27 protein-coding genes and 1 tRNA gene are annotated in these 24,077 nt (G+C 63.8%); 9 read left to right on the top strand and 19 right to left on the bottom strand.

The annotated features are described in order from the left end of the window. The first annotated feature begins 61 nt into the window (after nucleotides 1-61). The 8 genes from ACP3TE_RS12090 (at nucleotide 62) to ACP3TE_RS12055 (ending at nucleotide 6,773) form a co-directional block, all read left to right on the top strand. Nucleotides 62-547 carry an SseB family protein gene (locus ACP3TE_RS12090; RefSeq protein WP_105662527.1) on the top strand — a complete coding sequence of 162 codons (486 nt, stop codon included), beginning with the start codon at nucleotides 62-64 and terminating at the stop codon, nucleotides 545-547. 105 nt (nucleotides 548-652) lie between these two features. Then, a tRNA-Gly gene (locus tag ACP3TE_RS12085) sits at nucleotides 653-723 on the top strand. Nucleotides 724-792: 69 nt separating this feature from the next. After that, nucleotides 793-1,722: an AEC family transporter gene (locus ACP3TE_RS12080; RefSeq protein ID WP_133833550.1), complete on the top strand. Its 930-nt coding sequence runs from the start codon at nucleotides 793-795 to the stop codon at nucleotides 1,720-1,722. An 87-nt stretch (nucleotides 1,723-1,809) separates the two neighbouring features. Continuing rightward, nucleotides 1,810-2,637 carry a transporter substrate-binding domain-containing protein gene (locus ACP3TE_RS12075; protein ID WP_426733712.1) on the top strand — a complete coding sequence of 276 codons (828 nt, stop codon included), beginning with the start codon at nucleotides 1,810-1,812 and terminating at the stop codon, nucleotides 2,635-2,637. A 73-nt stretch (nucleotides 2,638-2,710) separates the two neighbouring features. Further along, a complete protein-coding gene (locus tag ACP3TE_RS12070) occupies nucleotides 2,711-3,376 on the top strand; it encodes an amino acid ABC transporter permease (protein ID WP_105657025.1) in 666 nt (221 codons plus the stop codon). After that, nucleotides 3,363-4,130: an amino acid ABC transporter ATP-binding protein gene (locus ACP3TE_RS12065; RefSeq protein WP_426733710.1), complete on the top strand. Its 768-nt coding sequence runs from the start codon at nucleotides 3,363-3,365 to the stop codon at nucleotides 4,128-4,130. The genes ACP3TE_RS12070 and ACP3TE_RS12065 overlap by 14 nt, the downstream gene beginning before the upstream one ends. Nucleotides 4,131-4,148: 18 nt before the next feature. After that, on the top strand, nucleotides 4,149-5,684 hold the full coding sequence (locus ACP3TE_RS12060; protein ID WP_332485897.1) for a helicase HerA-like domain-containing protein: 1,536 nt from the start codon (nucleotides 4,149-4,151) through the stop codon (nucleotides 5,682-5,684). 66 nt (nucleotides 5,685-5,750) lie between these two features. Continuing rightward, nucleotides 5,751-6,773 (top strand): hypothetical protein, encoded by a 1,023-nt coding sequence (locus tag ACP3TE_RS12055; protein ID WP_133833547.1) that lies wholly within the window; start codon nucleotides 5,751-5,753, stop codon nucleotides 6,771-6,773. Here the strand turns inward: ACP3TE_RS12055 and ACP3TE_RS12050 are convergent. From ACP3TE_RS12050 to ACP3TE_RS12000, 11 genes are all read right to left on the bottom strand, one after another. Beyond that, entirely contained in the window at nucleotides 6,770-8,008 is a 1,239-nt protein-coding gene (locus tag ACP3TE_RS12050; RefSeq protein WP_105657029.1) for an MFS transporter, read from the bottom strand. The genes ACP3TE_RS12055 and ACP3TE_RS12050 overlap by 4 nt on opposite strands. A gap of 181 nt (nucleotides 8,009-8,189) precedes the next feature. After that, nucleotides 8,190-10,097: an NHL domain-containing thioredoxin family protein gene (locus ACP3TE_RS12045; RefSeq protein WP_426733707.1), complete on the bottom strand. Its 1,908-nt coding sequence runs from the start codon at nucleotides 10,095-10,097 to the stop codon at nucleotides 8,190-8,192. 172 nt (nucleotides 10,098-10,269) lie between these two features. Then, nucleotides 10,270-11,034, bottom strand: a complete 765-nt coding sequence (locus ACP3TE_RS12040; RefSeq protein ID WP_133833544.1) for a hypothetical protein — start codon at nucleotides 11,032-11,034, stop codon at nucleotides 10,270-10,272. Then, on the bottom strand, nucleotides 11,027-13,081 hold the full coding sequence (locus ACP3TE_RS12035; RefSeq protein WP_105657032.1) for a cytochrome c oxidase assembly protein: 2,055 nt from the start codon (nucleotides 13,079-13,081) through the stop codon (nucleotides 11,027-11,029). Before ACP3TE_RS12035 ends, ACP3TE_RS12040 begins: the two co-directional genes overlap by 8 nt. 65 nt (nucleotides 13,082-13,146) lie before the next feature. Then, a complete protein-coding gene (locus tag ACP3TE_RS12030) occupies nucleotides 13,147-14,295 on the bottom strand; it encodes a Dyp-type peroxidase (protein WP_181148812.1) in 1,149 nt (382 codons plus the stop codon). Next, nucleotides 14,282-14,818, bottom strand: a complete 537-nt coding sequence (locus ACP3TE_RS12025) for a copper chaperone PCu(A)C (RefSeq protein ID WP_426733704.1) — start codon at nucleotides 14,816-14,818, stop codon at nucleotides 14,282-14,284. Before ACP3TE_RS12025 ends, ACP3TE_RS12030 begins: the two co-directional genes overlap by 14 nt. A 76-nt stretch (nucleotides 14,819-14,894) precedes the next feature. Continuing rightward, nucleotides 14,895-15,485 carry a copper resistance CopC family protein gene (locus tag ACP3TE_RS12020; protein WP_426733702.1) on the bottom strand — a complete coding sequence of 197 codons (591 nt, stop codon included), beginning with the start codon at nucleotides 15,483-15,485 and terminating at the stop codon, nucleotides 14,895-14,897. Nucleotides 15,486-15,528: 43 nt separating this feature from the next. Further along, complete coding sequence (locus ACP3TE_RS12015) at nucleotides 15,529-16,137, bottom strand: hypothetical protein (RefSeq protein ID WP_332485890.1); 609 nt, start codon at nucleotides 16,135-16,137, stop codon at nucleotides 15,529-15,531. A gap of 158 nt (nucleotides 16,138-16,295) precedes the next feature. Next, nucleotides 16,296-16,580 (bottom strand): HU family DNA-binding protein, encoded by a 285-nt coding sequence (locus ACP3TE_RS12010; protein WP_013349906.1) that lies wholly within the window; start codon nucleotides 16,578-16,580, stop codon nucleotides 16,296-16,298. A gap of 275 nt (nucleotides 16,581-16,855) precedes the next feature. Continuing rightward, nucleotides 16,856-17,140 carry an HU family DNA-binding protein gene (locus ACP3TE_RS12005; protein ID WP_013349906.1) on the bottom strand — a complete coding sequence of 95 codons (285 nt, stop codon included), beginning with the start codon at nucleotides 17,138-17,140 and terminating at the stop codon, nucleotides 16,856-16,858. 174 nt (nucleotides 17,141-17,314) lie between these two features. Further along, a complete protein-coding gene (locus tag ACP3TE_RS12000) occupies nucleotides 17,315-18,283 on the bottom strand; it encodes an SDR family NAD(P)-dependent oxidoreductase (RefSeq protein WP_105657037.1) in 969 nt (322 codons plus the stop codon). Between the two features lie 219 nt (nucleotides 18,284-18,502). Between ACP3TE_RS12000 and ACP3TE_RS11995 the strand changes: the two genes are divergently transcribed. Then, nucleotides 18,503-19,084 carry a DUF1992 domain-containing protein gene (locus ACP3TE_RS11995; protein ID WP_166650710.1) on the top strand — a complete coding sequence of 194 codons (582 nt, stop codon included), beginning with the start codon at nucleotides 18,503-18,505 and terminating at the stop codon, nucleotides 19,082-19,084. A gap of 60 nt (nucleotides 19,085-19,144) precedes the next feature. Here ACP3TE_RS11995 and rpsN read toward each other — a convergent pair whose 3' ends face one another. From rpsN to ACP3TE_RS11955, 8 genes are all read right to left on the bottom strand, one after another. Continuing rightward, nucleotides 19,145-19,450, bottom strand: a complete 306-nt coding sequence (gene rpsN, locus ACP3TE_RS11990) for a 30S ribosomal protein S14 (RefSeq protein ID WP_013349909.1) — start codon at nucleotides 19,448-19,450, stop codon at nucleotides 19,145-19,147. Nucleotides 19,451-19,453: 3 nt separating this feature from the next. Continuing rightward, complete coding sequence (gene rpmG / locus ACP3TE_RS11985) at nucleotides 19,454-19,624, bottom strand: 50S ribosomal protein L33 (protein ID WP_013349910.1); 171 nt, start codon at nucleotides 19,622-19,624, stop codon at nucleotides 19,454-19,456. 2 nt (nucleotides 19,625-19,626) lie between these two features. Continuing rightward, complete coding sequence (gene rpmB / locus ACP3TE_RS11980) at nucleotides 19,627-19,863, bottom strand: 50S ribosomal protein L28 (protein WP_013349911.1); 237 nt, start codon at nucleotides 19,861-19,863, stop codon at nucleotides 19,627-19,629. Between the two features lie 327 nt (nucleotides 19,864-20,190). Next, nucleotides 20,191-20,691 (bottom strand): MarR family winged helix-turn-helix transcriptional regulator, encoded by a 501-nt coding sequence (locus ACP3TE_RS11975; protein WP_105657039.1) that lies wholly within the window; start codon nucleotides 20,689-20,691, stop codon nucleotides 20,191-20,193. A gap of 360 nt (nucleotides 20,692-21,051) precedes the next feature. Next, nucleotides 21,052-21,849: an ABC transporter permease gene (locus ACP3TE_RS11970; RefSeq protein WP_105657040.1), complete on the bottom strand. Its 798-nt coding sequence runs from the start codon at nucleotides 21,847-21,849 to the stop codon at nucleotides 21,052-21,054. A 1-nt stretch (nucleotide 21,850) separates the two neighbouring features. Further along, the gene (locus tag ACP3TE_RS11965; protein WP_332730597.1) at nucleotides 21,851-22,774 is read right to left on the bottom strand and encodes an ABC transporter permease; all 924 of its coding nucleotides are present in this window, start codon (nucleotides 22,772-22,774) and stop codon (nucleotides 21,851-21,853) included. Next, a complete protein-coding gene (locus ACP3TE_RS11960) occupies nucleotides 22,771-23,904 on the bottom strand; it encodes an ABC transporter ATP-binding protein (RefSeq protein ID WP_426733698.1) in 1,134 nt (377 codons plus the stop codon). Before ACP3TE_RS11960 ends, ACP3TE_RS11965 begins: the two co-directional genes overlap by 4 nt. Further along, nucleotides 23,901-24,062, bottom strand: coding sequence for a hypothetical protein (locus ACP3TE_RS11955; protein ID WP_332730595.1), 162 nt, complete (start codon nucleotides 24,060-24,062; stop codon nucleotides 23,901-23,903). Before ACP3TE_RS11955 ends, ACP3TE_RS11960 begins: the two co-directional genes overlap by 4 nt. Nucleotides 24,063-24,077: the final 15 nt, after the last annotated feature.

Genomic DNA, 24,077 nt, shown 5'->3' with positions numbered 1-24,077 from the left:
ACCCCGAATTAACCGCATTCGGCGTTTGCACCTGGGGGTTTATCGCGACATGCTGTAGTACATGAGCAACGAGAACACCTCCGCCGCCGCTGAAGGCCAAGAACCAGACCAGGTCCCGGATGCGATCATCGAAACGCCAATGGACAAGCAGCGGGCACAGCCCAAGACGCATTTCGAAATGATGCTGCAGGCCGGGCTCAACAAACCTGAGCTGTCCGGCTCGGTCATCGGCGCTTTCATGAGCGCCGAGGTGTATTTCCTCTCCCGTGAAGAGGTCACCGGCGAGAACAAGAATGCCCAGCCGATGATGCTGACCAACCCTTCCGGCGAGGCCGTGGTTGCGGTCTTCACCACCCTGGAGCGCATCCCCTCCTCGTACATCGACATGGCGCCCTACGGCGTGAAGGTCCAGGGCGCCACCGTGGTGCGCGCATTGGAGAACACCGGCTTCGTGGTGAACCCCGGCGACGAGCTCAGCTTCGAGGTCCCGGCCGATGGGGTGGCGATCCTGCGCGAGCAGCTGCTCAACGAGAAGCCCTCCGAATAGGCATTGCGTAACTTTGGCCACGATTTTCCGTGCCGTTTTCCGGTGCGCGGGATTCGTGGGATATGCTTTTGATGCCCGGGCCGTCAATAGGCCGCTCGGTGCACTGCGGGCGTAGCTCAATGGTAGAGCGCTAGCTTCCCAAGCTCGATACGCGGGTTCGATTCCCGTCGCCCGCTCAAGCGAACGCCGGGGCACCAATGGTGCTCCGGCGTTGTTGGTCTTCTGATAGCCAGCGAAGGAGCACGATGACCGGAGTCCTCGAAGGCTTCTCCATCATTTGGGTTGTCATTCTCGTCGGCTACTTGGTGGGCCGCACCGGGGTGCTGGGCGAGCAAGGCCGCCATGTGCTCAGCCGGGTCACCTTCTTCGTGGCCAGCCCCGCCCTGCTGTTCACCACCTTGGCCGAGTCCGATCCGGTTTCCGTGCTCGGGCCGCTGCTCTGGGTTGCCGCCCTGTCCGCGGCGCTGACCGCGGTGCTCTACTACCTGGCGACGGCCCGGATGCTCAAGCGCCCGGCCTCGGAAAGCATCATCGCGGCAATGTCCGCCTCCACGGTGAACTCCGCCAACTTGGGCCTGCCCATCGCGTTGTACGTGCTCGGCGACATGTCCTACGCGGCACCGATCATCCTCTTCCAGTTGGCCCTCTACCAGCCGATCAATCTGGCGATGCTGGATGCCACCACCTCGCGGCACCGCACCACCCCGATCGCTTTGCTGCTGGCCACCGCGAAGAACCCGATGATCATCGGGTCGCTGCTCGGCTTGGCCGTCGCGCTGACCGGCATCGAATTGCCCTCCATCGTGCTCGAACCGATCGACCTGATCGCCGGCGCTTCGATCCCCGCCATGCTCATGGCTTTCGGCATCTCCCTGGTGGGTTCCAAGCCGCTGGAAAAGAAGTCGGGCCGCCGCGCCGATGTGCTGATCGCCGCCGGGGCCAAGCTGCTGCTCCACCCGTTCCTGGCCTGGGCACTGGCCTACTGGGTATTCAATCTGCGTGGCGAGCTGCTGGTGGCGTCGGTCATCATGGCCGGCCTGCCAACTGCGCAGAACATTTTCGTGACGGCCATGCGCTATGACCACGGGGTGGTAATCGCGAAGGACACGGTCCTGGTCACCACCATCTGCGCGATCCCGCTGATGATGCTGCTGGCGATCGTCCTCGGAATTTAGCGTAACTTCCACCTGCAGGAATAAGCGATCATCACTAGAGTGTTCAGTAGGACAACAGCTTTTATCCACTCCCCTAGCGAGGTCACCATGAAGCGCACCGCACCACTGCTGGCTACTGCCGCAATTATCGCCCTGTCACTGAGCGCCTGCGGCTCGGCAGGCCCATCGACCTCCGCAAGCGAATCCGGTGGCGCCAAGTCCTCGGCGGACACCGGAGCCACCTTGAAGAAGGTCCAGGATTCGGGCGTGCTGACCGTGGGCACCGAAGGCACCTACCGCCCGTTCTCCTACCACGAGGGCAACGAGCTGACCGGCTACGACGTCGAGGTCATCGAAGCCGTCGGCGAGAAGATGGGCGTCGAGGTCAAGTTCCAGGAAACCCAGTGGGACGCGATCTTCGCCGGACTGGATGCCGGGCGTTTTGATGCCATCGCCAACCAGGTCTCGATCAACCCGGAACGCGAAGAGAAGTACCTGTTCACCGAGCCTTACACCGTCTCCACCGGCGTGGTGGTGACCAAGAGCGATAACAGCGAGATCGCCTCTTTCGAGACGTTGGAAGGCAAGACCACCGCGCAGTCGCTGACCAGCAACTTCTACGAGACCGCCAAGGCCGCCGGCGCGAACGTCGAGCCGGTGGAAGGCTGGGCCCAGTCGATCACCCTGCTCAAGCAGGGCCGTGTCGATGCCACCGTGAACGACAAGCTGACGTTCCTGGATGCGCAGAAGACCAACCCGGATGACAGCATCAAGATCGCTGCCGAATCCGAGGAGAAGAGCGAATCCGCTGTAGCCCTGCGCAAGGATTCCACTGAACTGGCCCAGGCCATTGACACCGCGCTCGAGGAGCTGCGCGCCGAGGGGGAACTGGCAAAGATCTCCGAGAAGTACTTCGGCGAAGACGTCAGCAAGTAGCAAACACTATAAGTAGACTGGCTCCACACGTAAGAACGCGTGGAGCCAGTCTCATTTGCGCAAAAGGTAGCCCATGGATTCGAAATGGCAGTTATTCCTCGACTCGCTCGGGCCGTTAGCCCTCGGGGCGATCACGGCAACCATTCCGCTGGCCCTGATCAGCATGGCCTTGGGCCTGGTCATCGCCTTGCTGATGGCGCTGATGCGGATCAGCAAGAACCGGGTCATCTCCTCGATTGCCCGGATCTACATCTCCATCATTCGCGGCACGCCGCTGCTGGTGCAGCTGTTCGTCATCTTCTACGGCATGCCTTCGGTGGGCCTGACCATCGACCCGTGGCCCAGTGCCATCATCGCCTTCAGCCTGAACATCGGCGGTTACGCCGCTGAAATCATTCGTGCCGCGATCCTCTCGGTCCCCCAGGGCCAATGGGAAGCCGGCTACACCCTGGGCATGTCGCGCACGCGCACCCTGTACCGGCTGATCTTGCCGCAGGCCACCCGGGTGGCTGTGCCGCCGCTGTCGAACTCCTTCATTTCCCTGGTCAAGGACACCTCGCTGGCCTCCACCATCCTGGTCACCGAAATGTTCCGCAAGGCCCAGGAAATCACGGCCTCCACCTACGAGTTCCTGCTGCTCTATTGCGAGGCCGCAGCCATCTACTGGGTCATCTGCCTGGTGCTCTCGGCTCTGCAAAACTCTGTTGAAGGAAGGCTTGAAAAGTATGTCGCCAAGTAATTCCGCCCTGCTCTCCGTCACCGCCCTGCATAAGGCCTTCGGCGAGAACCAGGTGCTCCAGGGCATCGACTTCACCGTGCATTCCGGTGAAGTGCTGGCACTGATTGGCCCGTCGGGCTCTGGCAAGACCACTGCCCTGCGTTGCCTGAACGGCCTGGAAATCGCCGATGCCGGCACCGTCGGATTCGCCGGCGGGCCGGAAGTTTCCTTCAGCGCCGGGATGAAACCCAAGGCCGCACAGATCCTGCGCAAGCGTTCGGCGATGGTGTTCCAGGGACATCACCTGTTCCCCCATCTGACGGTGCTGCAGAACGTGAGCATCGGGCCGATCGAGGTGCAAAAGCGTCCCAAGGACCAGGTCGTGGCGCAGGCGAAGAAGCTGCTGGCCCGCGTGGGCCTTGAAGCCAAGGCCGACGCCTACCCGAACTCCCTGTCCGGCGGCCAGCAGCAGCGCGTGGGCATTGTCCGCGCGCTGATGCAGCAGCCGGATCTGCTGCTCTTCGACGAACCCACCAGCGCACTGGATCCGGAGCTGGTCGGCGAGGTGCTCACGGTCATCAAGGAATTGGCCCAGGAGGGCTGGTCCATGGTGCTGGTGACCCACGAGCTGGCCTTCGCCCGGGATGTGGCCGACACCGTGGTGTTCATGGATGGCGGGGTGGTCGTGGAGACCGGTCCGGCGGCCAAGGTGCTCGGCACGCCTGCCAACCCCCGCACCCAAACTTTCGTCCAGCGTCTGTTGCACCCGTTCTAAAAGCAATAGAGTGAAGCCATGACCCAGGAAACGAATACTTTGCTGACCAGCCTCGTTGAAGGCTACAACTTCGAATCCGATTGCTTGGAGCTCGGGGCTGCACTGATCGGCGGCAAGGCCGAGCCAACCGCGCAGGTCCGCCTGCCGTTGAAAATGCTCAACCGCCACGGCCTGATCGCTGGTGCCACCGGCACCGGCAAGACCGTCACCTTGCAGACCATGGCAGAACAGCTCTCTGTGGCCGGGGTTCCGGTTTTCCTCGCCGATGTCAAAGGCGATCTGAGCGGCCTGGCGCAGCCTGCCGAACCGTCGGAGAAGCTCAGTGCCCGACTGGCCGAGCTCGGCCACGAATTCGTTGCGCGCACCAACCCGGTCGAGTTCCTCAGCCTGGGTGGCAATGGGCAGGGCGTCCCGGTACGCGCCAGCGTGGACGCCTTCGGCCCGATTTTGCTGGCCCGTGTCCTGGAACTGAACGAAACCCAGGAAGAATGCCTGCAGCTGATCTTCCATTACGCCGATTCCAATAAGCTGCCGCTGGATGACCTCAGCGACCTGAAAGCTGTCATCAGCTTCCTGCTCAGCGACGACGGCGCCCCGGCGCTGGCCGCCCTGGGCGGCGTCTCCTCATCCACCGCATCGGTGATCCTGCGCGGCATCACGATCATGCAGACCCAGGGACTGGACCAGTTCTTCGGGCAGCCGGAGTTCGATACCGCGGACTTCTTGCAGGTGCGCGACGGCGCGGGCGTCATCAACATCCTGGAACTGCCCTCGGTCAGCTCCCAGCCAATGCTTTTCTCCACGTTCCTCATGTGGCTCCTGGCCGACATGTTCGAGGACCTGCCAGAAGCCGGGGACCTGGAGAAGCCCAAGCTGGTGTTCTTCCTCGACGAGGCCCACCTGCTCTTCAAGGATGCGACCAAGGCGTTCACCGATGCGATCATCAACACCGTGCGCCTGATACGCTCCAAGGGCGTGGGCCTGTTCTTCATCACCCAGTCCCCGACCGACCTGCCCGATGAGGTGCTCGGCCAGCTGGGTAACCGCATCCAGCATGCGGTGCGCGTGTTCACCGCCAAGGACCAGAGCGCGCTCAAGCAGATCATCAAGACCTTCCCAACCGGTGAGCTGGACCTGCAGGAAGCACTGACCCAGGCCGGTGTCGGCGAGGCTGTGGTCACCGTGCTGGGCGAGAAAGGTGCACCGACCCCGGTAGCGTGGACCAAGATGTCCTCGCCGGGGTCCAACATCGGCCCGGCCTCACCTGAGGTGATGGCCCAGGTCCGTGGCACTTCGACGCTGGCTGCGCAGTACAGCGCCGCAGTGGATCGTGATTCTGCCCGCGAAATGCTCGAGGCCAAAACCCGGGCCGCGGCGCCGGCGCCAGCGACTGCTCCCGAGCCGGCGAAGGAGCCACGACGGGAAAGCGCCCCACGCCAGAGCCAACCGCGCCAAGAAGAGAACCCGATGATGGACATGGCCATGGGCGCCGCCAAGGTGCTTGGCCGCGAGCTGATCCGCGGCTTCTTCGGCAACCGCAAGCGCCGCCGTTAGTAATACCTGGCTCTTCCAGCACGCCGTTTTCGGTCTGGGCCCGGAAACCAGATAGCCTAGCTACTGATGAACACTCGTAATTCCACGCCGATCTCCGCTGCCCGCCTGGCTCTTCGCTGGGCATTGGCTGCAGCGGCTGTCGTCGTTCTGGTCATTGCCGGAACGATCGCCGCCAACCGTACGCTCTTCTCCCCCCAGCACCAGGTGCAGGCACTGCAGCAGCATCTGGCCAGGGGCGAAGGCGCCGAAGCCCTGGGCCTGATGCAGGCCCAGGTCCCGCAGGGCGATGCTGTTGCCCTGGATGGGGACGTGCTCAAGCGCACCCAGGCCGGAATTACGGATTTCTCCACCGACAAGGCCCAGGCGGTAGAGGGCGATGAGCAGTTGCGCACCGTCACCGCGCATTACAAGGCCCACGGCGTGGACAAGGAATCGACCTACACGCTGCGCCATGCCGGCAAATCCTGGCTGCTGTTCGACAAGTGGGCCTTCGAGCCAAGCACGCTGCCCAGCGTGAAGATCAAGGCCAACACCGTCAACGAGGTCACGGTCAACGAGCAGAAGATCCCGTTATCGGCTGGCGTGAGCACCCTTCCGGTGTTCTACCCCTCGATCCTCGACGCGAGCTTCAGCACCAAGAACTTTGCGGCCGACACCCGCGGGATGGTGGTCACCAAGCCTGCCAAGGAGCCGGTGGAGATCGCGCTGAAGACCGAGCCGACCAAGGAATTCATCGCTGCCATCAATGCCAAGGTGAAGAACTACCTCAACGAGTGCGCCAGCGAGCAGGTGCTGATGCCTGCCGGATGCCCGTTCGCCTACAGCACCTCGGCGCGCGTGGACCCGGCGACCATCGACTGGTCCATCGCGAAGTACCCCACCATTGAAGTGAACTACTACAACGGCGCCTGGGTGCTGTCCCCGCTGAAGGCCACCGCCACCTTGACCCTGACCGAGCAGGATTTGCGCACCGGCGCCAAGGCCAAGAAGACCGTCAAGGATGACTACTCCTTCACCGCGCAGCTGACCACCAGCACCACCGAAGTTTCCGTGGTTCCGGTGGCCGGCGGCGAACAGGTGGCCGGCTAGCGTCCGAGCAGTTCGCGGAACTGGCTGCGCAGCGGCACCGCATTGGTCTTGAACTTCTGCCAGACCACCAGCGCTGCCAAGCTGGCGGCCAGCGACAACCCGGCGCCAATGGTCACGGCGATCTGGATCCCGAACAGTTCAGCGAACCAGCCGATCAGCGGCGAGCCGATGGGCGTACCGCCCATCACCACCATCAGGTACAGCGCCAGCACGCGCGCCCGGTACTCCGGGGGCACCGAGGTCTGCACCATGGTGTTGCAGCTGTTCAAGAAGGTCAGCGACCCCAGTCCCACCGGGATCAGCACCAGCGCGAATGCGATGTAGTTGGGCATCCACGCACTGGCAATCCCGGCGATGCCGAAGAACACGCCGCCGCCGATCAGGAAGCGCCAGCGCGGAGCCGAACGCCGGGCGGCGAACAGCGCCCCGCCAAAGGTGCCCACGGCCATGATCGAGCCCAGGATCCCGTACTCCCCTGCTCCTACCCCGTAGACCTCGGTGGCCATCAGCGCGTTGGTCATCTGGAAGTTCAGCCCGAAGGTGCCGATCACGCCGGCCAGGAAGAAGATCAGCACCAGGTCCTTGCGGTTCTTCACGTAGGCCAAGCCCTCGCGCACCTGCCCCTTGGCGCGCGCGACCGGTTTGGAAGGGTTCAGTGCGTCCTTGCGCATGAACGCCAGCGAGAAAATCACCGCGAGGAATGAGGCGCCGTTGAGCAGGAACGCCGGTCCGGTGCCCACCAGCGCGATGACCGCACCGGCCACGCCGGGCCCGGCCAGCCGGGCCAGGTTGAAGTTGGCGCTGTTCAACGCCACCGCGTTGGCCAGGTGGGTGCCGGGAACCACCTCGGAGACGAACGCCTGGCGTGCCGGGGCGTCGAAGGAGGCGCCGATGCCCAGCATCGTGGCCAGCACGTAGACATGCCACAGCTGCGCCGTGCCGGTAACCACCAGCAGGCCCAGGACCAGGGCGCAGACTCCCATGAAGCTCTGCGTGAGGATCAGCAGCCGGCGCTTGTCGAAGCGGTCGGCGATCAGTCCGGCATAGGGGCCCAGCAGCAGCACGGGCAGGAACTGCAGGCCGGTGGTGATGCCGGTGGCCACTGCATCGTGGTCGGTGAGCTCGGTGAGCACCAGCCAGTCCTGGGCCACACGCTGCATCCAGGTTCCGATATTGGAGACCAGCGCACCGATCACCCACAACCGGTAATTTGGTACTTCCAGTGCACGGAACATTTTCGACGCCATAGCTACCGCCAGATCCCTCCGGCTCCTCCCGCCCTCCAGTCTAGCCACCCGGGCAGGAAAATGCTGAGGTTTCCTCAGATTCTTGCTGCGGCGCTGCCCGGGCGTTCGGCGCCGGGCGCGCAAAAGGCGCACCATCGCTGGTGCGCCTGATGCATGCTTCGGGCCGGGGCTAGTTCACGCCACGCAGGTCAAGGAGCAGTTCATCCTCGCCCTCTGCGTCCAGCACCACCGGGATGCCCCAGTCCTGCTGGTACAGGTGGCAGGCCGCGTGATCGGGAATCTCGCCGCCCGGTTCGCCATCGCAGGCCGCCGCGCGGGCGGTAATGTGCAGCACGCCCTCGGCCACCTCCGGGTTCAGTTCCAGGGTGCGGGACAGGCCCACCGAGGTGCCGGCGCCGTCGAGGATCAGTTCCTCAGGGCTGGCCGAGATCTTCAGCTGGGTCGGATCGCCCCAGCGGTCATCGAGCTTCTGCCCCTTGGGTGCGGCGAAGCGGACCAGGATCCCGTGCTTGCCGGCCTGCACCCGGGTCTTGGGGCGCTGGGTCTGGCTGGCGCCCTGGTCGACCACCAGTGCTTCGGCAGGGATCGGGATGCGCACCAGCTGGTGGGAGTTGGTCTCCACGACCAGCAGCACCGGATCGCCGTCCACGGTGGTGTCCACCAGCACGTCGGCCGGTTCCCTCAGGCCCTTGGCCAGGGTGGAGACAGTCTTGGTGGCCGGATCGAAGCGGCGCACCGCGCCATTGTAGGAGTCGGCGATGGCAATCGAGTGGTCCGGCAGCACGGCCACGCCCAGCGGGTGCTGCAGGCGCGCCTGCTGCGCATCGCCATCGCGGAAGCCGAAGTCGAACAGGCCGGTGCCCACCGCGGTGTTCACGCTCTTGGCCTTGCCTTCTTCAACCTCGATCCAGCGCAGGGCGCTGGTTTCCGAGTCGGCGATCCACACGTTCTCGCCATCCAGCGCCAGGCCCGAGGACTGGGCGAACCAGGCCTCATCCGGCGCGCCATCGGTTAGGCCTTCCAGCCCGGTGCCGGCGAAGACCGACACGGCGCCGGTGCGCGGATCGAAGGCGAAGATCTGGTGGGTTCCGGCCATCGCGACGATGACCTGCCCCGATGGGTGGTAGAGCACATCCCATGGGGACGAGAGCGAAATATTCAGCGCATCGGTGCCCAGCTCGGTGGGCTGGACTTCTTGGCGGGCGTTCTCCGAATCCAGCAGGCGCTGCACGCCGTTGCCGGCCAGGGTGCCCACGGCGCCGGTGGCCAGGTTCACCGAGCGCAGGCGGTGGTTGACGGTGTCGGCGACGATCACGTCGTAGCCGACTTCGGCGGCCAGTTCCGCCGGCAAGGCGGCCAGCCCCTGCAGTTCGTTGAACTGCGCGGTGGCAGCGTCCCCGTCGGCATAGCCCTTGACCCCGGCGCCGATGGTGCGCACCACGGTGGACAGGTCGCCGGCCAGTTCGACCAGGCGGTGGTGGCCCGAATCGCCCACCAGGAAGTTGCCGTTGGCCAGGGCGATCGCCTTGCCCGGGAAGCGCAGGTCGCCCTCGCGGGCTGCCGGTGCCACGTAAGGACCGTTGCCGCGGTGCAGCGTGCCCTTGGCTTCGTGCTCGGCTACCAGTTCCTCGACCAGCGAGCCCAGGCCCTGGGCGTGGCCCTCGCCGGACAGATGCGCGACGATGTAGCCTTCGGGATCCAATACCACCAGGGTAGGCCAGGCGCGGGCACCGTAGGCCTGCCAGGTGACCAATTCCGGGTCGTCGAGCACCGGGTGGTGGATTTCGTAGCGCTCCACGGCGGCGGCCAGCGCATCCGGATCCGCTTCGTGCTCGAACTTCGGGGAGTGCACGCCGACGGTGACCAGCACGTCCTTGTACTGCTCCTCCAGCGGGCGCAGCTCGTCGAGCACGTGCAGGCAGTTGATGCAGCAGAAGGTCCAGAAGTCCAGGAGCACGATCTTGCCGCGCAATGCGTCCAGATCCAGTTGCTTGCCGCCGGTATTCAGCCAGTTGCGGCCCAGCAGTTCGCTGGCGCGCACCTTGTAATTGGCGCGGACGGATTCGGAAGTGCTCATGGTGATCCTTTCGCTGTCGCCGCGGCTGCGGCAATTCGAACCTCAATTATCTGCCACCGCGGCCCGCTGGGGCTAACGGTGTTAAGCAACATTGAGAAAAGTGTGAAACTCGCTCACGGTCTGCTGGTGTAACCGCAGGCCCAGGGCTTCTATTCCCTGCCGGGGCGGCGAGCTAGGGCAGCTGCGCGAGCACGGTGTCCATGATGCCGGTGGCCACCTGGTTGAAGGCGGCATCCTGCAGCGAGGTCGCCGAGAGGAAGGAGACCATCACCGCATACTCCCCGGTGCTCTTGATCAGCACCAGCGAATCCTGCGCATACTGCCCATCACGGCTGTAGTACAGGGCCGAATCGGCATCCTGCACGCCCGGATCGGAGAATGCCAGGGTCTCGCGGTAGTCCAGCCCGTTGAGCTTCACGCTCTTGCATTCCTCCAGGATGGTGGCCACGTTCGCATTGTGCGCCGCCACCTTCGCCGCCCCGTCGCCGAGCTTGGCCACCTCCACCGACCCGGTGATCGACTGGTTCTCGTTGGTGAAGTCGGTGCGCGCCGCCTCGGTGCCCAGCTGCACCGGCGACCAGTTCAAGTCCTCGATCGGAGCCGAGCATTGGGACGGCAGGACCACCAGGTCCTTGAGCGTATCGGTGGGCGGCGTGGCCAGGGATTCGAGGTCCTCGCCCTGGATCTTGGCGCTGGAGGGGAAGCCGAGCTCGGCGGCCATCACTGCGCCGGCCGTGGTGGCCACCTGCGCGGTGGTCATTTCTTCCGGCTGGGCAGGCTCTTGCGGCTCTTGCGATGCGCTGGGCGTCGCGGTGCCCTGCACGGCGATCTTGTGCGTTTCGTCCTGCGGCATTTCGGATTGCGCGGAGCAGGCGCTTGCGGCCAGCAGCGCGCACACCGCCAGGGAGGCGGCGAGGATTTTCTTGGTGCTAGGCACGTGGGTCCCTTCGGTCGGCTTGCTTGAAGCGGGCGAACATTTCGTTGTAGGCAGCCAGCTCGGCGTCGTTGTCGCGCTCGGCCTGGCGGTCGTAGCGCTTGGTGTCCTTCTTGTCCTGGCGCAGCCACGAGATGACCACGAAAATGGCCAGGACCAGGGTCGGCACTTCGCCGATCGCCCACATCGCCCCGGCACCCACCACCTGGTCTTCCAGTGCGGTGCCGCCCCAGGTGCGACCCATGTTCCCGAAGTAGTCCGGGGCCAGCAGGGTTTCGGTGCTCATCAGCGCCACCCCGAAGAAAGCGTGGAAGGCGACGGTGGCCAGCAGCACCACCAGGCGCATCGGGTACGGGTAGCGCTTGGGGACCGGGTCGGCGTCCACCAGCGACAGCGCGAACAGGTATCCGGTGAGCAGGAAGTGCAGGTTCATCAGCTCGTGGCCCGCGTGGTAGCGCATGGCCGGTTCCAGCAACGGGGTGAAGTAGAAGACGACGATCGAGCCGGCGAAGTTCACCGCGGCGAAAATCGGGTGGGTGATGACCTTCGAGTAGCGCGAGTGCACCAGGTAGAGGATCCATTCGCGCGGGCCGCGGGTGCCGTCGACGCGCGATCCCAGCACCTTGAGCAGCAGCGTGACCGGGGTGCCCAGGACCAGGAAGATCGGCACGATCATGGTCAGCGACATGTGATCGACCATGTGGGTGGAGAACTGGATCTTGCCGTACACGGCCACCGCGCCGCTGGTCACGTAGAACAGCGCGAAAAGGCCCACGATCCAGCTGGCCAGGCGCAGCACGCTGGGCTTGTCGCCGCGGCGGGCCAGCTTGATGAAGGCCCACAGGTACACGGCCAGGCCGAACAGGCACACGGCCACCCAGATCCAGTCCATGCGCCAGGTGGTGAACCACGCGGCGGTATCCGGGGCCGGCGGCAGGTCGTAGCCGGTGAGCAGGCGGGCCGGGGTCGCTTGCACCGGAGGCTCATCGGAAGTCGGCGGAGCGGTGCGCGCCAGCACGGTGGCCACCGACATCACCGCAGCCATCAGGATGACCTCGCCGGCCACGACCTGCCAGGCCGCGCGCAGCGCCGTGAATTTGCCCTCCAGCAGCCGCGGGATCACCATGCGCCGATGCCACAGGCCCAGTGCGCCCAGCCCCAGGGTGATCAGGATCTTCACGATCACCAGGATGCCGTACGGGGTCAGCCACTGGTCCCAGCCGGTAATGCGGATCACCGCCGAAGCCAGGCCCGAGCCGATCATCAGGAACACCGCGAAGGTGGCCAGCGCGGAATAGCGCTTGAGCACCACCCCGGCCAGCACCTGCCCGCGTTTGCGTCCCGGCGCTTCGCCGGCCAGCGTCGGAGCGAGCAGGGCCAGCACCATGATGCCGCCAAACCAGAGCACCACGGCCAGCAGGTGCAGGCCGATGGAGTTCACCGCGGCGAAGTGGTCGTCTCCCCCGGCCGCGTGGCCGATGAAGGCCAGCGGCAGGATGCCGAACAGCGAGAAGAATGCGCTGAGCCCCACCGTGGTCCTGGAGCGCGCGGCCAGGGCCAGCGAACTGGTGATCGCTGCGATCACCACCATCCAGGCCCAGGCCCGCCCGCTGGTGATCGACAGGATGTAGTCCAGGATCGCGGCCGAATACTGCGGATCCAGGCTCATCGGGATGCCGGCCAAATCCCAGAAGGTCAGCAGCATGACGGTGGCCGCGGACAGGGTCCACACCACCGCGGCCCCGGCGGCGATATTCATCGTGCGGGCGAACGCCGGATGGGCCTGGCCTTCGGCATCGCCGGTCACCTTGGCGGCCCGCGGGATGATCGCCGCACCGAAAACCAGCGCGGCGATGCTCAGCGACATCGAGGCATGGTGGATGGCCCGGGAGATGGGCAGCGACCAGCGCACGAAAGCCCCGGGATCGGCCAAATCCGCCGGCCGGGCGATCCCGGTGAACAACACCGCCGCCAGGAAGGCCACCGCCGCAGCGAGGATTCCGGGCAGGATGAAGCGGGTGACTGAAACCGTGCGCTGTGCTGTATCCATAACCTTCTCATCATCTCATTTTTCGCCCGGCCGGTCACCGCGCGGCAGCCCGCTTTGGGCGCATCTCACACCTGGCCCAGCAACGCCTCCCCCAGGTAGCCGCCTTCGCGCACCCCGGGAAGGATCGCGTACAGGCCCGATCCCACCGGCTTCAGCCAGGTGTTCAGCGCATCTGCGGCCGCCAGCCGGTGCTGCACCGGGATGAAGCTGGTGGCCGGGTCGCGCTGGTAGCTGGCGAACAGCAACCCGGAAGCCGCTCCGTCGAAGTTGTAGCCCCGCCGGTGCATGGTTTCGTCCGCGCTGGCCGGCTTGGCCAGCGCCACGTGGGCGTTGGCCGCGATCGCCGGCAGCCCCAGCTCATTGGCCGCGGCCAGGTCCACCGGATCATCCACGCTGGCGCCCGACAGCGGCGCGCCGTCGGACTGCCGGCGGCCCAGTGCATGGTCCCGTCCGGCGCCGTCCACCTCGTCCCAGCCGTCCAGATCCATCTCGAACCTGCGCAGCGCCAGGGTGGTCCCGTTCTCGATCCAGCCCGGCTGGCCGAACACCGCGCTCTCGCGCAGTTCTCCGCCGGGGTTGTTGATCCCGTCGAGCTGGCCGAACAGGTTGCGGAACCCGCGCCCGCCGGGGTTGATGAACCCGGTCTGGGCGAAGCGCCTGGCGCCCAGCCCGCGCAGGTTCTTGGACACCGCCCGCACCGCATGGTGCAGCACGGTCTGCTCCTGCGCGCAGAACTGGATCAGCAGATCGCACTGCCCGTACTGCTCATCGAGCTGGTCCCCGGCGAAGCGCGGCAGCGTGCCGATCTGCCCGCGCCCGGCCACATCCAGCAGGCTCTGGCCCAGCCCCACGGTCAGCGTCAGCTCGCCTCCGGGCTGCGCCATTTCCGGTTCGGTGTCGGCCAGCACTCCGCGGCCGCTGGCCAGCCGGGCCGCATCATCGGTGATCATCTGCAGCACCGCGCGCAGCTGCTCCTTCTTGGAGCCCTCGCGCCAGTGCAGATCCCACCCGGCGAAGACCGCGTGGGCCTGCTGGCCGTCGAGGATCCCCGACTGGTACTTCCCGTAGAACGGGCGGTACCCCTGCGGGTTGGCGGTGGCCGCTGGGGCTGGAGCGCTCAGCTTTCCGGTGCCGAACCCGGTGAGCATTCCGCCCAGCGCAGCGGCCGCGGTGGTACCCAGCAGCAGCCGGCGGTCGACGCTAGTGCCCGGCATGCGCATCCCCGGCATGCTCGTCGTAGCTTTCGTTGGCCCCGTCGAAGTTGCGGATCGGGAAGTCCACCTCGGTGCTCGACCCGTCGGCGAATTCCAGCTTCAGCCTCGCCGTCTGGGCCGCCACCAGCGGTTCCTGCAGGTCCATGAACATCAGGTGGTGGCCGCCCGGTGCCAGCACCGCGTCCTTGCCGGGTTCGATCACCAGATCCCCTTCGAGCTGCGCCATCGTCATCCCGTCGCCGGTGCCGCGCATTTCGTGGATCTGGATCTGATCGCCCTGGGCATTGCTGATCTTGCGCAACGCAATCGGGGTGCCAGAATTATTGTGCAGGATGCCGAAGGCCGCGCTCATGCCCGACTCGGCGGCCTTGGCCCAGGTTTCGCTGGTGGCCAGCGCTTCGGCTTGCCCGGCGGTTTCCTGTTCGGCGGCCGGTGCGGGCTGCTGCCCGTCGGCGCTCTGCGCGCAGCCGGTGAGCAGCAGTCCAAGGCCCAGGGCCAGTGCAGTGGTTTTGCGGAAATTCATGTTCTCAAGCTTTCGGGTTCGGTGTGCAGGCGCGCCAAAGGCAGCGGTGGCCTCGGGCGCACCGGAAGGGTGGGGGCTACTTGGACTGGCGCATGAACTTGGCCAGCACGCCCAGCGCGCCGCCAAGGATGACCACGCCGATGATGACCCAGACCACCGGGCTCATCGAGCTGCCCAGGTCCTGGACCGGATTGGTGCCTGGATCCAGGTCGGCGGACCCTGCGGAGTCGCTAGGCGCTGCTGGCGCGCTCGAGCTGACCAGGGTTGGGGCGGCCTGCGGCGCGTCGACGCTGAAGCCGATCTTGTTCTCGATCGGGTGGCCGTCAGACGAGACCACGCGGTAGGCCAGCTGGTACTCGCCGTTGCCCAGCTCCTTGGCCGGGGTGACGGTGACCTTGGTGCCCTTGGTCTTGGCCTCGGTGTCGATCTTTTCCCCATCGAGGGTCAGCGAGACCACCGTGGAGTCCACGCCGGATAGGCTCTGGAGCACGCCGGAGAATTCGAGGGTGATGTCCTCGGGCACTTCCTGGATGGTGGCCCCGGCCTCCGGGGTGGAGCCGATCAACTGGTCGTGCGCGTTGGCGGCACCGATCGAGCCGGCGAAAGCCAGCAAGGAGAATGCCAGTACTGCGACTAGTCGGGTGATGTTCTTGGTTACTACGCTCATGATGTTCCTTCCAAGCCCCTTGCGGGGCGCTTCGATTCTTTACTCAGGCAGCAAGAATGAAGCAGGGCGGACCGCGGCGCTCCGGCAGTCTTCCCAATTGCGCCAGCTTGAGTTGGAAACGCAAGGGGAAGTAGGCACGAAGCGGCCGGGCAGCAGGTACCTGCACGCGAATGCGCGAGAGGATCCGCCGGGCCGTTGAAAGGGTGAGCCAGCCGGCCATGGCCTTGAGCAGGCGTTCACCGCCGTAGAGCACCAGTACGCTGGCGATCGCGGCCAGCACGTGGGCGTAGAGCATCGATTCGGTATGCACGTTGGCGTACTGCGCGGTGATGTCCTGCGCCAGCGCTGGATTGCGCCCCGCATGGTGCGCGTGTTCCAGTCCGGAAAGATCGCCGCCCTGGTGGCTCATCACCGACAAGCTCAGGTGGTAGAGTCCCTGGCTGAGCAGCACGACCAGGCTGGTCGCCCACAGGGAGAACTTCCGGCCCACCAGCACGACGCCGATAGCCGCAGAGACGCAGGTAATGAGCACCATTGCCACCACCGATAGCGCTGTAGGCGCACTGTGGGCGTGCGCGGCAAAGGCTGTCCAGGTGCACACGCTTGCCGCCAACCAGCCGCGGATAACGCGGGTTGCGGGTTTCTGTGACACGATGGGCAGCCATTCTTCGCGGAGTTCTACGATCGAAGCTGATTCTACGCGAAGTAGAAGAGCGCCTCAAACGGTGCTCCGATAAAGCAGAAGGCCCGACCCTGCCTCCTGGATTTCTCCGGAGCGGGTCAGGCCTTGCGCAAAGCTCTAGCGGAAGCTTACTTCTTGGCTACAGCAGCCTTCAGCTTCGACCCAGCGGTCAGCTTGACCGAGTGGCCAGCAGGAATCTGGATTGCTTCACCGGTCTGTGGGTTGCGGCCGGTGCGAGCTGCACGATCGGTGCGCTCTACAGCCAACCAACCTGGGATCGACACCTTCTCACCCTTGGAAATCTGGTCGACGAAAACCTCGAAGACTGCATCCAGAACACCATTAACGGCAACCTGGGAGTTTTCGGTCTTCGCTGCAACAGCAGCAACAAGTTCGCTACGGTTCATAGCCAATGTATGGTCCTCCTGGACTAGTGATCCAAAGCCCTCTTCCGGGCCCCGAACGCCGCACGGTCGCACGGTCTTACCAGTGAGAACATATCAAACGTTTCGCCCCAGAACTGCGGAAAACAGGCGGAAAACCGGGATTTTTTCAACTAATTGCAGATTTCTTGGCTCAACGGCAGCATTTTTGGGTTCAATGAAGGCTTTTGCAACGTTCCTTAACGCCGCAAGGCCCGCCAATCCGGGAACGGACAGCGGGCCTTGCGCAAAGCTCTAGCGGAAGCTTACTTCTTGGCTACAGCAGCCTTCAGCTTCGACCCAGCGGTCAGCTTGACCGAGTGGCCAGCAGGAATCTGGATTGCTTCACCGGTCTGTGGGTTGCGGCCGGTGCGAGCTGCACGATCGGTGCGCTCTACAGCCAACCAACCTGGGATCGACACCTTCTCACCCTTGGAAATCTGGTCGACGAAAACCTCGAAGACTGCATCCAGAACACCATTAACGGCAACCTGGGAGTTTTCGGTCTTCGCTGCAACAGCAGCAACAAGTTCGCTACGGTTCATAGCCAATGTATGGTCCTCCTGGACTAGTGATCCAAAGCCCTCTTCCGGGCCCCGAACGCCGCACGGTCGCACGGACTTATCAAGAGTTGAACTTACCAGCTGAAAGCGACAAAAAGTGCATCATCTTGCGGATTCTGCTGAATTTTCGCCAAATCAAGGGTGTGAAAGTTCACCCGGGACCTACAGCGCGAACGGATCGAGGCCTTCGTTTGCCTCCACGAAAAGTTCCCAGGCTTTGCTTTGCAGCTCCTTGCCGCGGGTCGCTTTCGCCGGGCTGGCCAGTGCCGTTGGACCCTTCGTGAGGTATTTCGGCCCCAAGTAGCTGCCTCGGGGCGCGTCTTCGAGTTCCGGCGCCAATGCCGCTTCGACCAATGCCACCGCACCTTCATGTTTGCCCTGCGCGAAACTGGACTGCAATTGGCCAATCAGCCGCTTGGCAAAGTCCGGTTCGTTGATGTTGGGCACCTGCGGGGTCAGCCCGGAAAGCGAATACCCCGGGTGGATGGCCAGCGCGCGAGCCGGCAGTTCCAGCTGGCGCAGCCGGTGGTCCAGGGCCAAGGTGAAGGCTTGCACTGCCGCCTTGGACTGCGCATAGGCACGGTATGGATGGTAGTCGCGGGTCAAGGCCAGGTTTTGCGGATCGGTAGCCAGCATCCGGGTGGACATCGATCCCAGCCCGATGAACCGCAGCGGCTGGGCGAAGCGTTCGGCCAGCTCGCCGACTAGCCGCGCATGCCCGATGAAATTCGTGCTCATGGTCAGCTCATGGCCCAGCAGGCCCTCGACGCGGCTCTGCGGCGCCCGGATGACCCCTGCATTGGCGATCAGCGCATCCAATGGCCGATTGCGCAGTTCAGCTGCCAGTCCCATTGCGGATTCCATGCGCGAGGAGTCGAACTGCATGAATTCCACGCTAGCCGCCGGTACGCGCAGCCGGATCTGCTCCATGGCATGCTCCGCACGGCTCTGGTTGCGGCAGGCCAGGATGACTTGCGCACCGGCTCGCGCCAAGCCGAGGCTCGCGAAGAAGCCAAGGCCGCTATTCGCGCCGGTCACCACAACGGTCTTGCCTTGGCCCAGCGGCGCCCACCGCTGCCGGTTCGCGTAGATGTCAGTTGCGGGTCTCGGATAGCGCGTCGCTGGCTTCATGGAATACACGCTACTACAGGGATAATGCTCGATTGCGGGTGGGACATGGCCGCTTATAGCGATCTCCAGCCACCTCGCAGCCGCTTGCTGGGCACTGAATCCTTGGCGAGGCGCCCGAACCCGAAGGGAATGATTTTATCTTCCCAGCTCCCCCATCAATTGCTTCGGAAAGTCCCAGTGCCGTTGCCGGGCTCAGGCGCACGGTGGGATCATTGGAAGATGGAGCACAGCGAGGATGCCGCACTGAATGCGGCCCGGTACAAGATGAAGCAGGACAGCGAGCCGTTGCCGGTGGACGAGTATGCGCAGGCCACCGGGATGGCTCCCGTCGAGAAGCAGAAGACGCCGCTGCAGCTGCATGCCGAGGACGAGGCATGGGAAGTGGCCAACTCCGTGCTCGATGAGGCTTTCGCCCGCGGGGACTTCGACAATCTTGCCCTCTCGGGCCAGAAGATCGACCATATCACCAGCAATGACGATCCCGACTGGTGGCTGAAGTCCATGATGCGCCGCGAGCAGCTTACCGGGCTGGGCCCACCAGCGCTGACCTTGCGGGTGGAAGATGAGCAGATGGAGCAGACCTTGGACCGCTTGCCCTCCGAGCGGGCCGTGCGTGAGCATATCGAGGATTTCAATGCCCGCATTATCGAGGCGCGGCGGCAGCTGCTTGGCGGCCCGCCGGTGATCACCGCTTTGCGCGATTCCACCGCAGAGGTGCTTGGTTGGCAGGAACGCCGGGCGGCAGAACCTGCACCGGTGGCAGAGAAAGCACCGGTGAAACGCCGGTGGTGGCGGCGTTAAAAGGCGAAGCCGCCTTCCCGAAAGGGAAGGCGGCTTGCTAAGTCAAAAGACTTGCAGGTCTTACCAGGAAGACTTGGTGATGCCCGGAAGCTCACCACGGTGCGCCATGTCGCGGAAGCGAACACGGGAGATACCGAACTTCTGGAAGGTGCCGCGTGGGCGACCGTCGATTGCGTCGCGGTTGCGAACGCGAATCGGGGAAGCATCGCGTGGAAGCTTCTGCAGGCCTACGCGTGCAGCTTCGCGAGCTTCGTCGGTTGCGTTTGGATCAACCAGGGTCTTCTTCAATTCGAGACGCTTTGCAGCGTAACGCTCGACAATGACCTTGCGCTGTTCGTTCTTTGCGATCTTGGACTTCTTGGCCATGTCTTAGCGCTCCTCTCGGAATTCAACGTGCTTACGGACGACTGGGTCGTACTTCTTCATGACCATGCGGTCAGGGTTGTTACGACGGTTCTTACGGGTTACGTAAGTGAAACCGGTTCCAGCGGTGGACTTCAGCTTGATGATCGGACGTACGTCCTTATCCTTCTTTGCCATTTTTAGAGCTTCACACCCTTCGCAATCAGGTCAGCAATTACAGCGTCGATACCGCGAGCATCGATGACCTTGATGCCCTTGACCGACAGGGTCAGGGTCACCTTACGGCGCAGGGAAGGCACGTAGTAGGTCTTCTTCTGGATGTTCGGATCGAAACGACGCTTGTTGCGACGGTGCGAGTGGGAGATGCTATGTCCGAAGGCCGGAGTAGTACCGGTTACCTGGCAAACAGCTGCCATGATCACTCCTCAGTTAGTTAGTAGTAAAATTCGGCGGTACTCGCGCACAGTGCCCATACCAAAATATCGACACCGCTTCTGCGTTATGAGTCCCGCCAACCAGTGAAACACCGTTAATACTGCACACTAGGAAGGTAACCAGGCTGGGTGAGAACCAACCGAAGAGCCTTAAAGTATGTAAGTCGGTGAACTTCGCAACCGGTCGAGCAATTTCCCCGTACTCAGTCGGCCACGATATTCGGTATTACGGGCAACGCGCAGTTGTTCTGCTGTTAGACGGCATAACAACACACGCGATTAACGCCTGATTAGCTTATCGAGAATTCCTCAGTGTTCCAAATCGAGGTTTTCCGAATTCAGGATCCAATGATCCGCATCAAGCGAAGTTGTAATTTTGCGTGCGATCCGCGTGAGATCGTTAACGTCCTTGTCATCAAGGGTATCGAAGAGAAGACCACGCACCGAGGCAACGTGGTGAGGCGCCATCTGCTGCACGGCTTCCCATCCGGCCTGCGTTAATGAGGCGATTTTCACACGGGCATCTTCTGCGGACTGCTCGCGGGTGACCCAGCCGCGCTTCTCCAGCTTCTTGACCACATGCGACAGTCGCGAAAGCGAAGCACTGGTGTGCGAAGCCAGCGTCGTCATGGTCAGCTGATGGTCCTTGGCCTCGGAGAGCATGGCGAGCATGTGATAGTCGAAAAGCGTGATGCCTTCCAGGCCCTGCAGATCGGAATCCAAGGCCGCCGGAAGCAAAGTCATGACAGCATGCAGTCCAAGCCAGGCGTCGCGTTCAGGCCCGGAGAGCCAAACTGGCTTATCGCTCATGAAGTTTCCAATCGTTCATAGACCTGCACCTACAGGCCAGCAAGGTATCAACCTGTAGACCATATATTGTAAAGCTAAGTATTTACTATATGTCAGATGCCCGCATTTCGGCTCTCTGCCAATATTTCGTTCCGCCAGCCACCCTAATGGCCTTTGGACTCGGCTGCATCCTGCAGGCAATGGTCCTGCAAATCACCGCAAGAGCAGCAAGCGGCCGGAGGCCTAGCGCCAGTCCAACAACGTGCAGGTCCCAGAGGGTGCAAGGAGCCAGCTGGGTACCGCTCACGCTAGTGACGATCCCTGCTTTTTGACCAGCTGGCAAGCCAAAGGCCCGCGCTGAAGAGCGCGGGCCTTTGGAACCTAGGAATTCTCCAGCTGTTTCTTCTTCCGGTAGCTGATCACCTGTCCGATGACCACCACGAGCAGGGCAAGGATGAACATCGCCGAACCAATGACATTCGCCTGGGCCGGGATGCCGCGGGTAGCTGCCACATAGATGAACTTCGGGAAGGTCTGGAAGGTGCCGGAGTTGAAATTCGTGATGATGAAATCATCAAAACTCATCGCGAAGGACAACAGCGCGGCGGCCACAATGCCTGGCAGCAGCAGCGGGAACGTCACCTTCCAGAAGGCCGCACGCGGCGAGGCGTAGAGATCGGCGGCCGCTTCTTCCAATCGCGGATCCAGCGAGGAGACACGAGCCCTGACGGTGACGATCACGAAGGACATGCAGAACACGATGTGGGCGATCACGATGGTGGCGTAGCCCAGTTCCCAACCGAGGTTCAGGAACTGTGCCAGCAGCGAAGCACCGAGCACGACCTCCGGCGTAGCCAACGGCAAAATGATCAGCACATCGGTGAGCTTGCGGAACCGGAACTTGTAGCGGACCAGGCCGATGGCGATCAGCGTGCCCAAGGCGGTGGCGGCAATCGTGGCCACCGTGCCGACCTGCAGCGAGTGCGCCAGCGATTCGCAGACCGCCGGAGCGCCGCAGGGGTTCTGCCAGTTCTCCAGGGTGAAGCCGCGCCAGTCCAGGTTGGTGCGGCCGGCATCGTTGAAGGAGAACACGAAGATGTACGCGATCGGGACCAGGAGGTAGATGAAAGCCAGCCCGCCGACAGCGGGGATGAACCAGCGTCCGATTTTCTGCTTCATGCTACATCAGCTCCTTGGTCCCGAAGCGGCGGATATAGATCGTGACCAGGATCAGGATCGAGACCATCAGCACGAAGCTCAACGCCGAGGCGCCCGGGTAATCGATGACCTTGAAGAATCTGGAATCGATGATCTGGCCGATCATCGTAGTATTGCGGTTATTGCCCAGCAGGGCCGCGTTCACGTAGTCGCCGGCGGCCGGGATGAACGTCAGCAGGGTGCCGGCGAAGACGCCCGGGGCGCTCATCGGCAGCGTCACCTTGAAGAAGGAGGTCACCGGGCTGGCATACAGATCCCCCGAGGCCTCGAGCAGGCGGGTGTCCAGCCGGCCCAGGTTAGCGTAGATCGGCAGCACCATGAACGGCAGGAAGTTATAGGTCAGGCCCGCGACGACCGCGAACGGCGTGGCAGTCAGGTGCCCGTCGGCTGGCAGGATCGCCAGGAATTTCAGCGTTTGGGCGATGAACCCCTCATCGGCCAGTATCTGCTTCCAGGCCTGGGTGCGCAGAATGAAGCTGGAGAAGAACGGGGCGATCAGCAGCACCAGCAAGATGCCCTGCAGCAGCGTCTTCTCGCGCAAGCGGACTGCCACCAGGTAGGCCATCGGGAAGCCGATGAGCAAGGCCAGGACGGTGGCGATCAGCGCGAACCCGAAGGAGCGCAGCAGCTCGGGCCAGTAGGCGGCGAGCACCGTGGCGTAGTTGCCGATTTCGAAACCCGGCACGAATTCGCCGATTTCCCCGCCCTCGGGTTTCACGTACAGGCTCATTGCCAGCAGGACTACCACCGGAAGCGCGAAGAACAGGGCGAGCACCAGCATGCCCGGGGCGATCAGGTAGACGCCGGTGCGGCCCTTGCGCCGCTCCGCCCGGATCTCCTCGGGGCTGCGCAGGTCGACGATGCCCTTCTTGGTCATGACCGTCATGGCTGGTCAACTCCGGCATCCTCGTGCTCGGCACCGGCCAGTCCGAAGGAATGCTGCGCTTCCCAGGACAGGTACACGGTGTCGCCTTCGGCAGCAGGCTGCTGGCCGCGATTCTGCGCGAAGGTCCCGAGCGTGCCGATCCCGTCCACCTCGACCAGGTACTCGGTGGTGGTGCCGGTGAAGGACACGTCGACCACGGTGCCGGACAAGCGGTTCTCTCCCGCATAGCCATCGCGCGAGATCGTGATCTTCTCCGGGCGCACCCCGACGACCACCTCCCCTGAGGCCTGCACGGCGCGGTCGGCCGGCAGCAAGATGGCTTGGCCGTTGACCATGACGCTGAGCATGCCGGCGTCATTGCCGGTGACCGTGCCGCGCATCAGGTTCGACTTGCCCAGGAAGTTCGCGACGAACGCGGTCTTGGGCAATTCGTAGAGTTCGCGCGGCGGGCCCATCTGCTCGATCCGTCCGCCGTTCATCACGGCGACCACGTCGGCCATGGTCATGGCCTCTTCCTGGTCGTGGGTGACGTGGATGAAGGTCAGGCCGACTTCGGTCTGGATGTTCTTCAGCTCCAGCTGCATTTGGCGGCGCAGCTTCATGTCAAGTGCCCCGAGGGGCTCATCGAGCAGCAGCACCTGCGGGCGATTGACCAGCGCCCGGGCCAGGGCCACGCGCTGCTGCTGCCCGCCGGAGAGCTGGATCGGCTTGCGATTGGCAAGGTGCCCGAGCTCCACCAGGTCCAGCCCGGCCCTGGCTTTCTCCATCGCCTGCTTGTCCTTCTTGCGCTTGAGCCCGAAGGCCACGTTTTCCAGCACGCTCATGTGCGGGAACAGCGCATAGGACTGGAACACGGTGTTCACCGGACGCTGGTGGCTGGCCAGCGCGGTCACGTCCTGGCCGCCGATCGAGATGCTGCCCTCACTGGGGGCCTCAAGGCCCGCGATCATGCGCAGGGTGGTCGACTTGCCGCAACCGGAGGGTCCGAGCAGGGCGAAGAAGGTGCCCGAAGGGACCACCAAATCCAGGTCCTTGACCGCCACGAAGCTGGAAAAGCGCTTGGTGATGCCCAAGAGGTGCAGATCCGCGCCGGTGGCAGTGGTTTCGGTACGCGTTGCCAAGGTTGTCATGCCCCTATCACTTCCTGGAACTGGTTGTGGAAATCGGTTTCTGCTGCCGGTACAGCACGTGCGGAGGTTGCCCGGTTGACGACGTCCCTGGCGCGGGCCGGGCCCGGACCGCGGCCTTTGGGCAGGCGCTGGCAGTTGATGGCTCGTTGGCGAGTCATGGTGTTCCCCGCTTT

This window comes from Glutamicibacter sp. 2E12 (assembly GCF_050030965.1).
Lineage (GTDB): Bacteria > Actinomycetota > Actinomycetes > Actinomycetales > Micrococcaceae > Glutamicibacter.
This window is presented reverse-complemented; position numbering and strand designations above follow the sequence as displayed.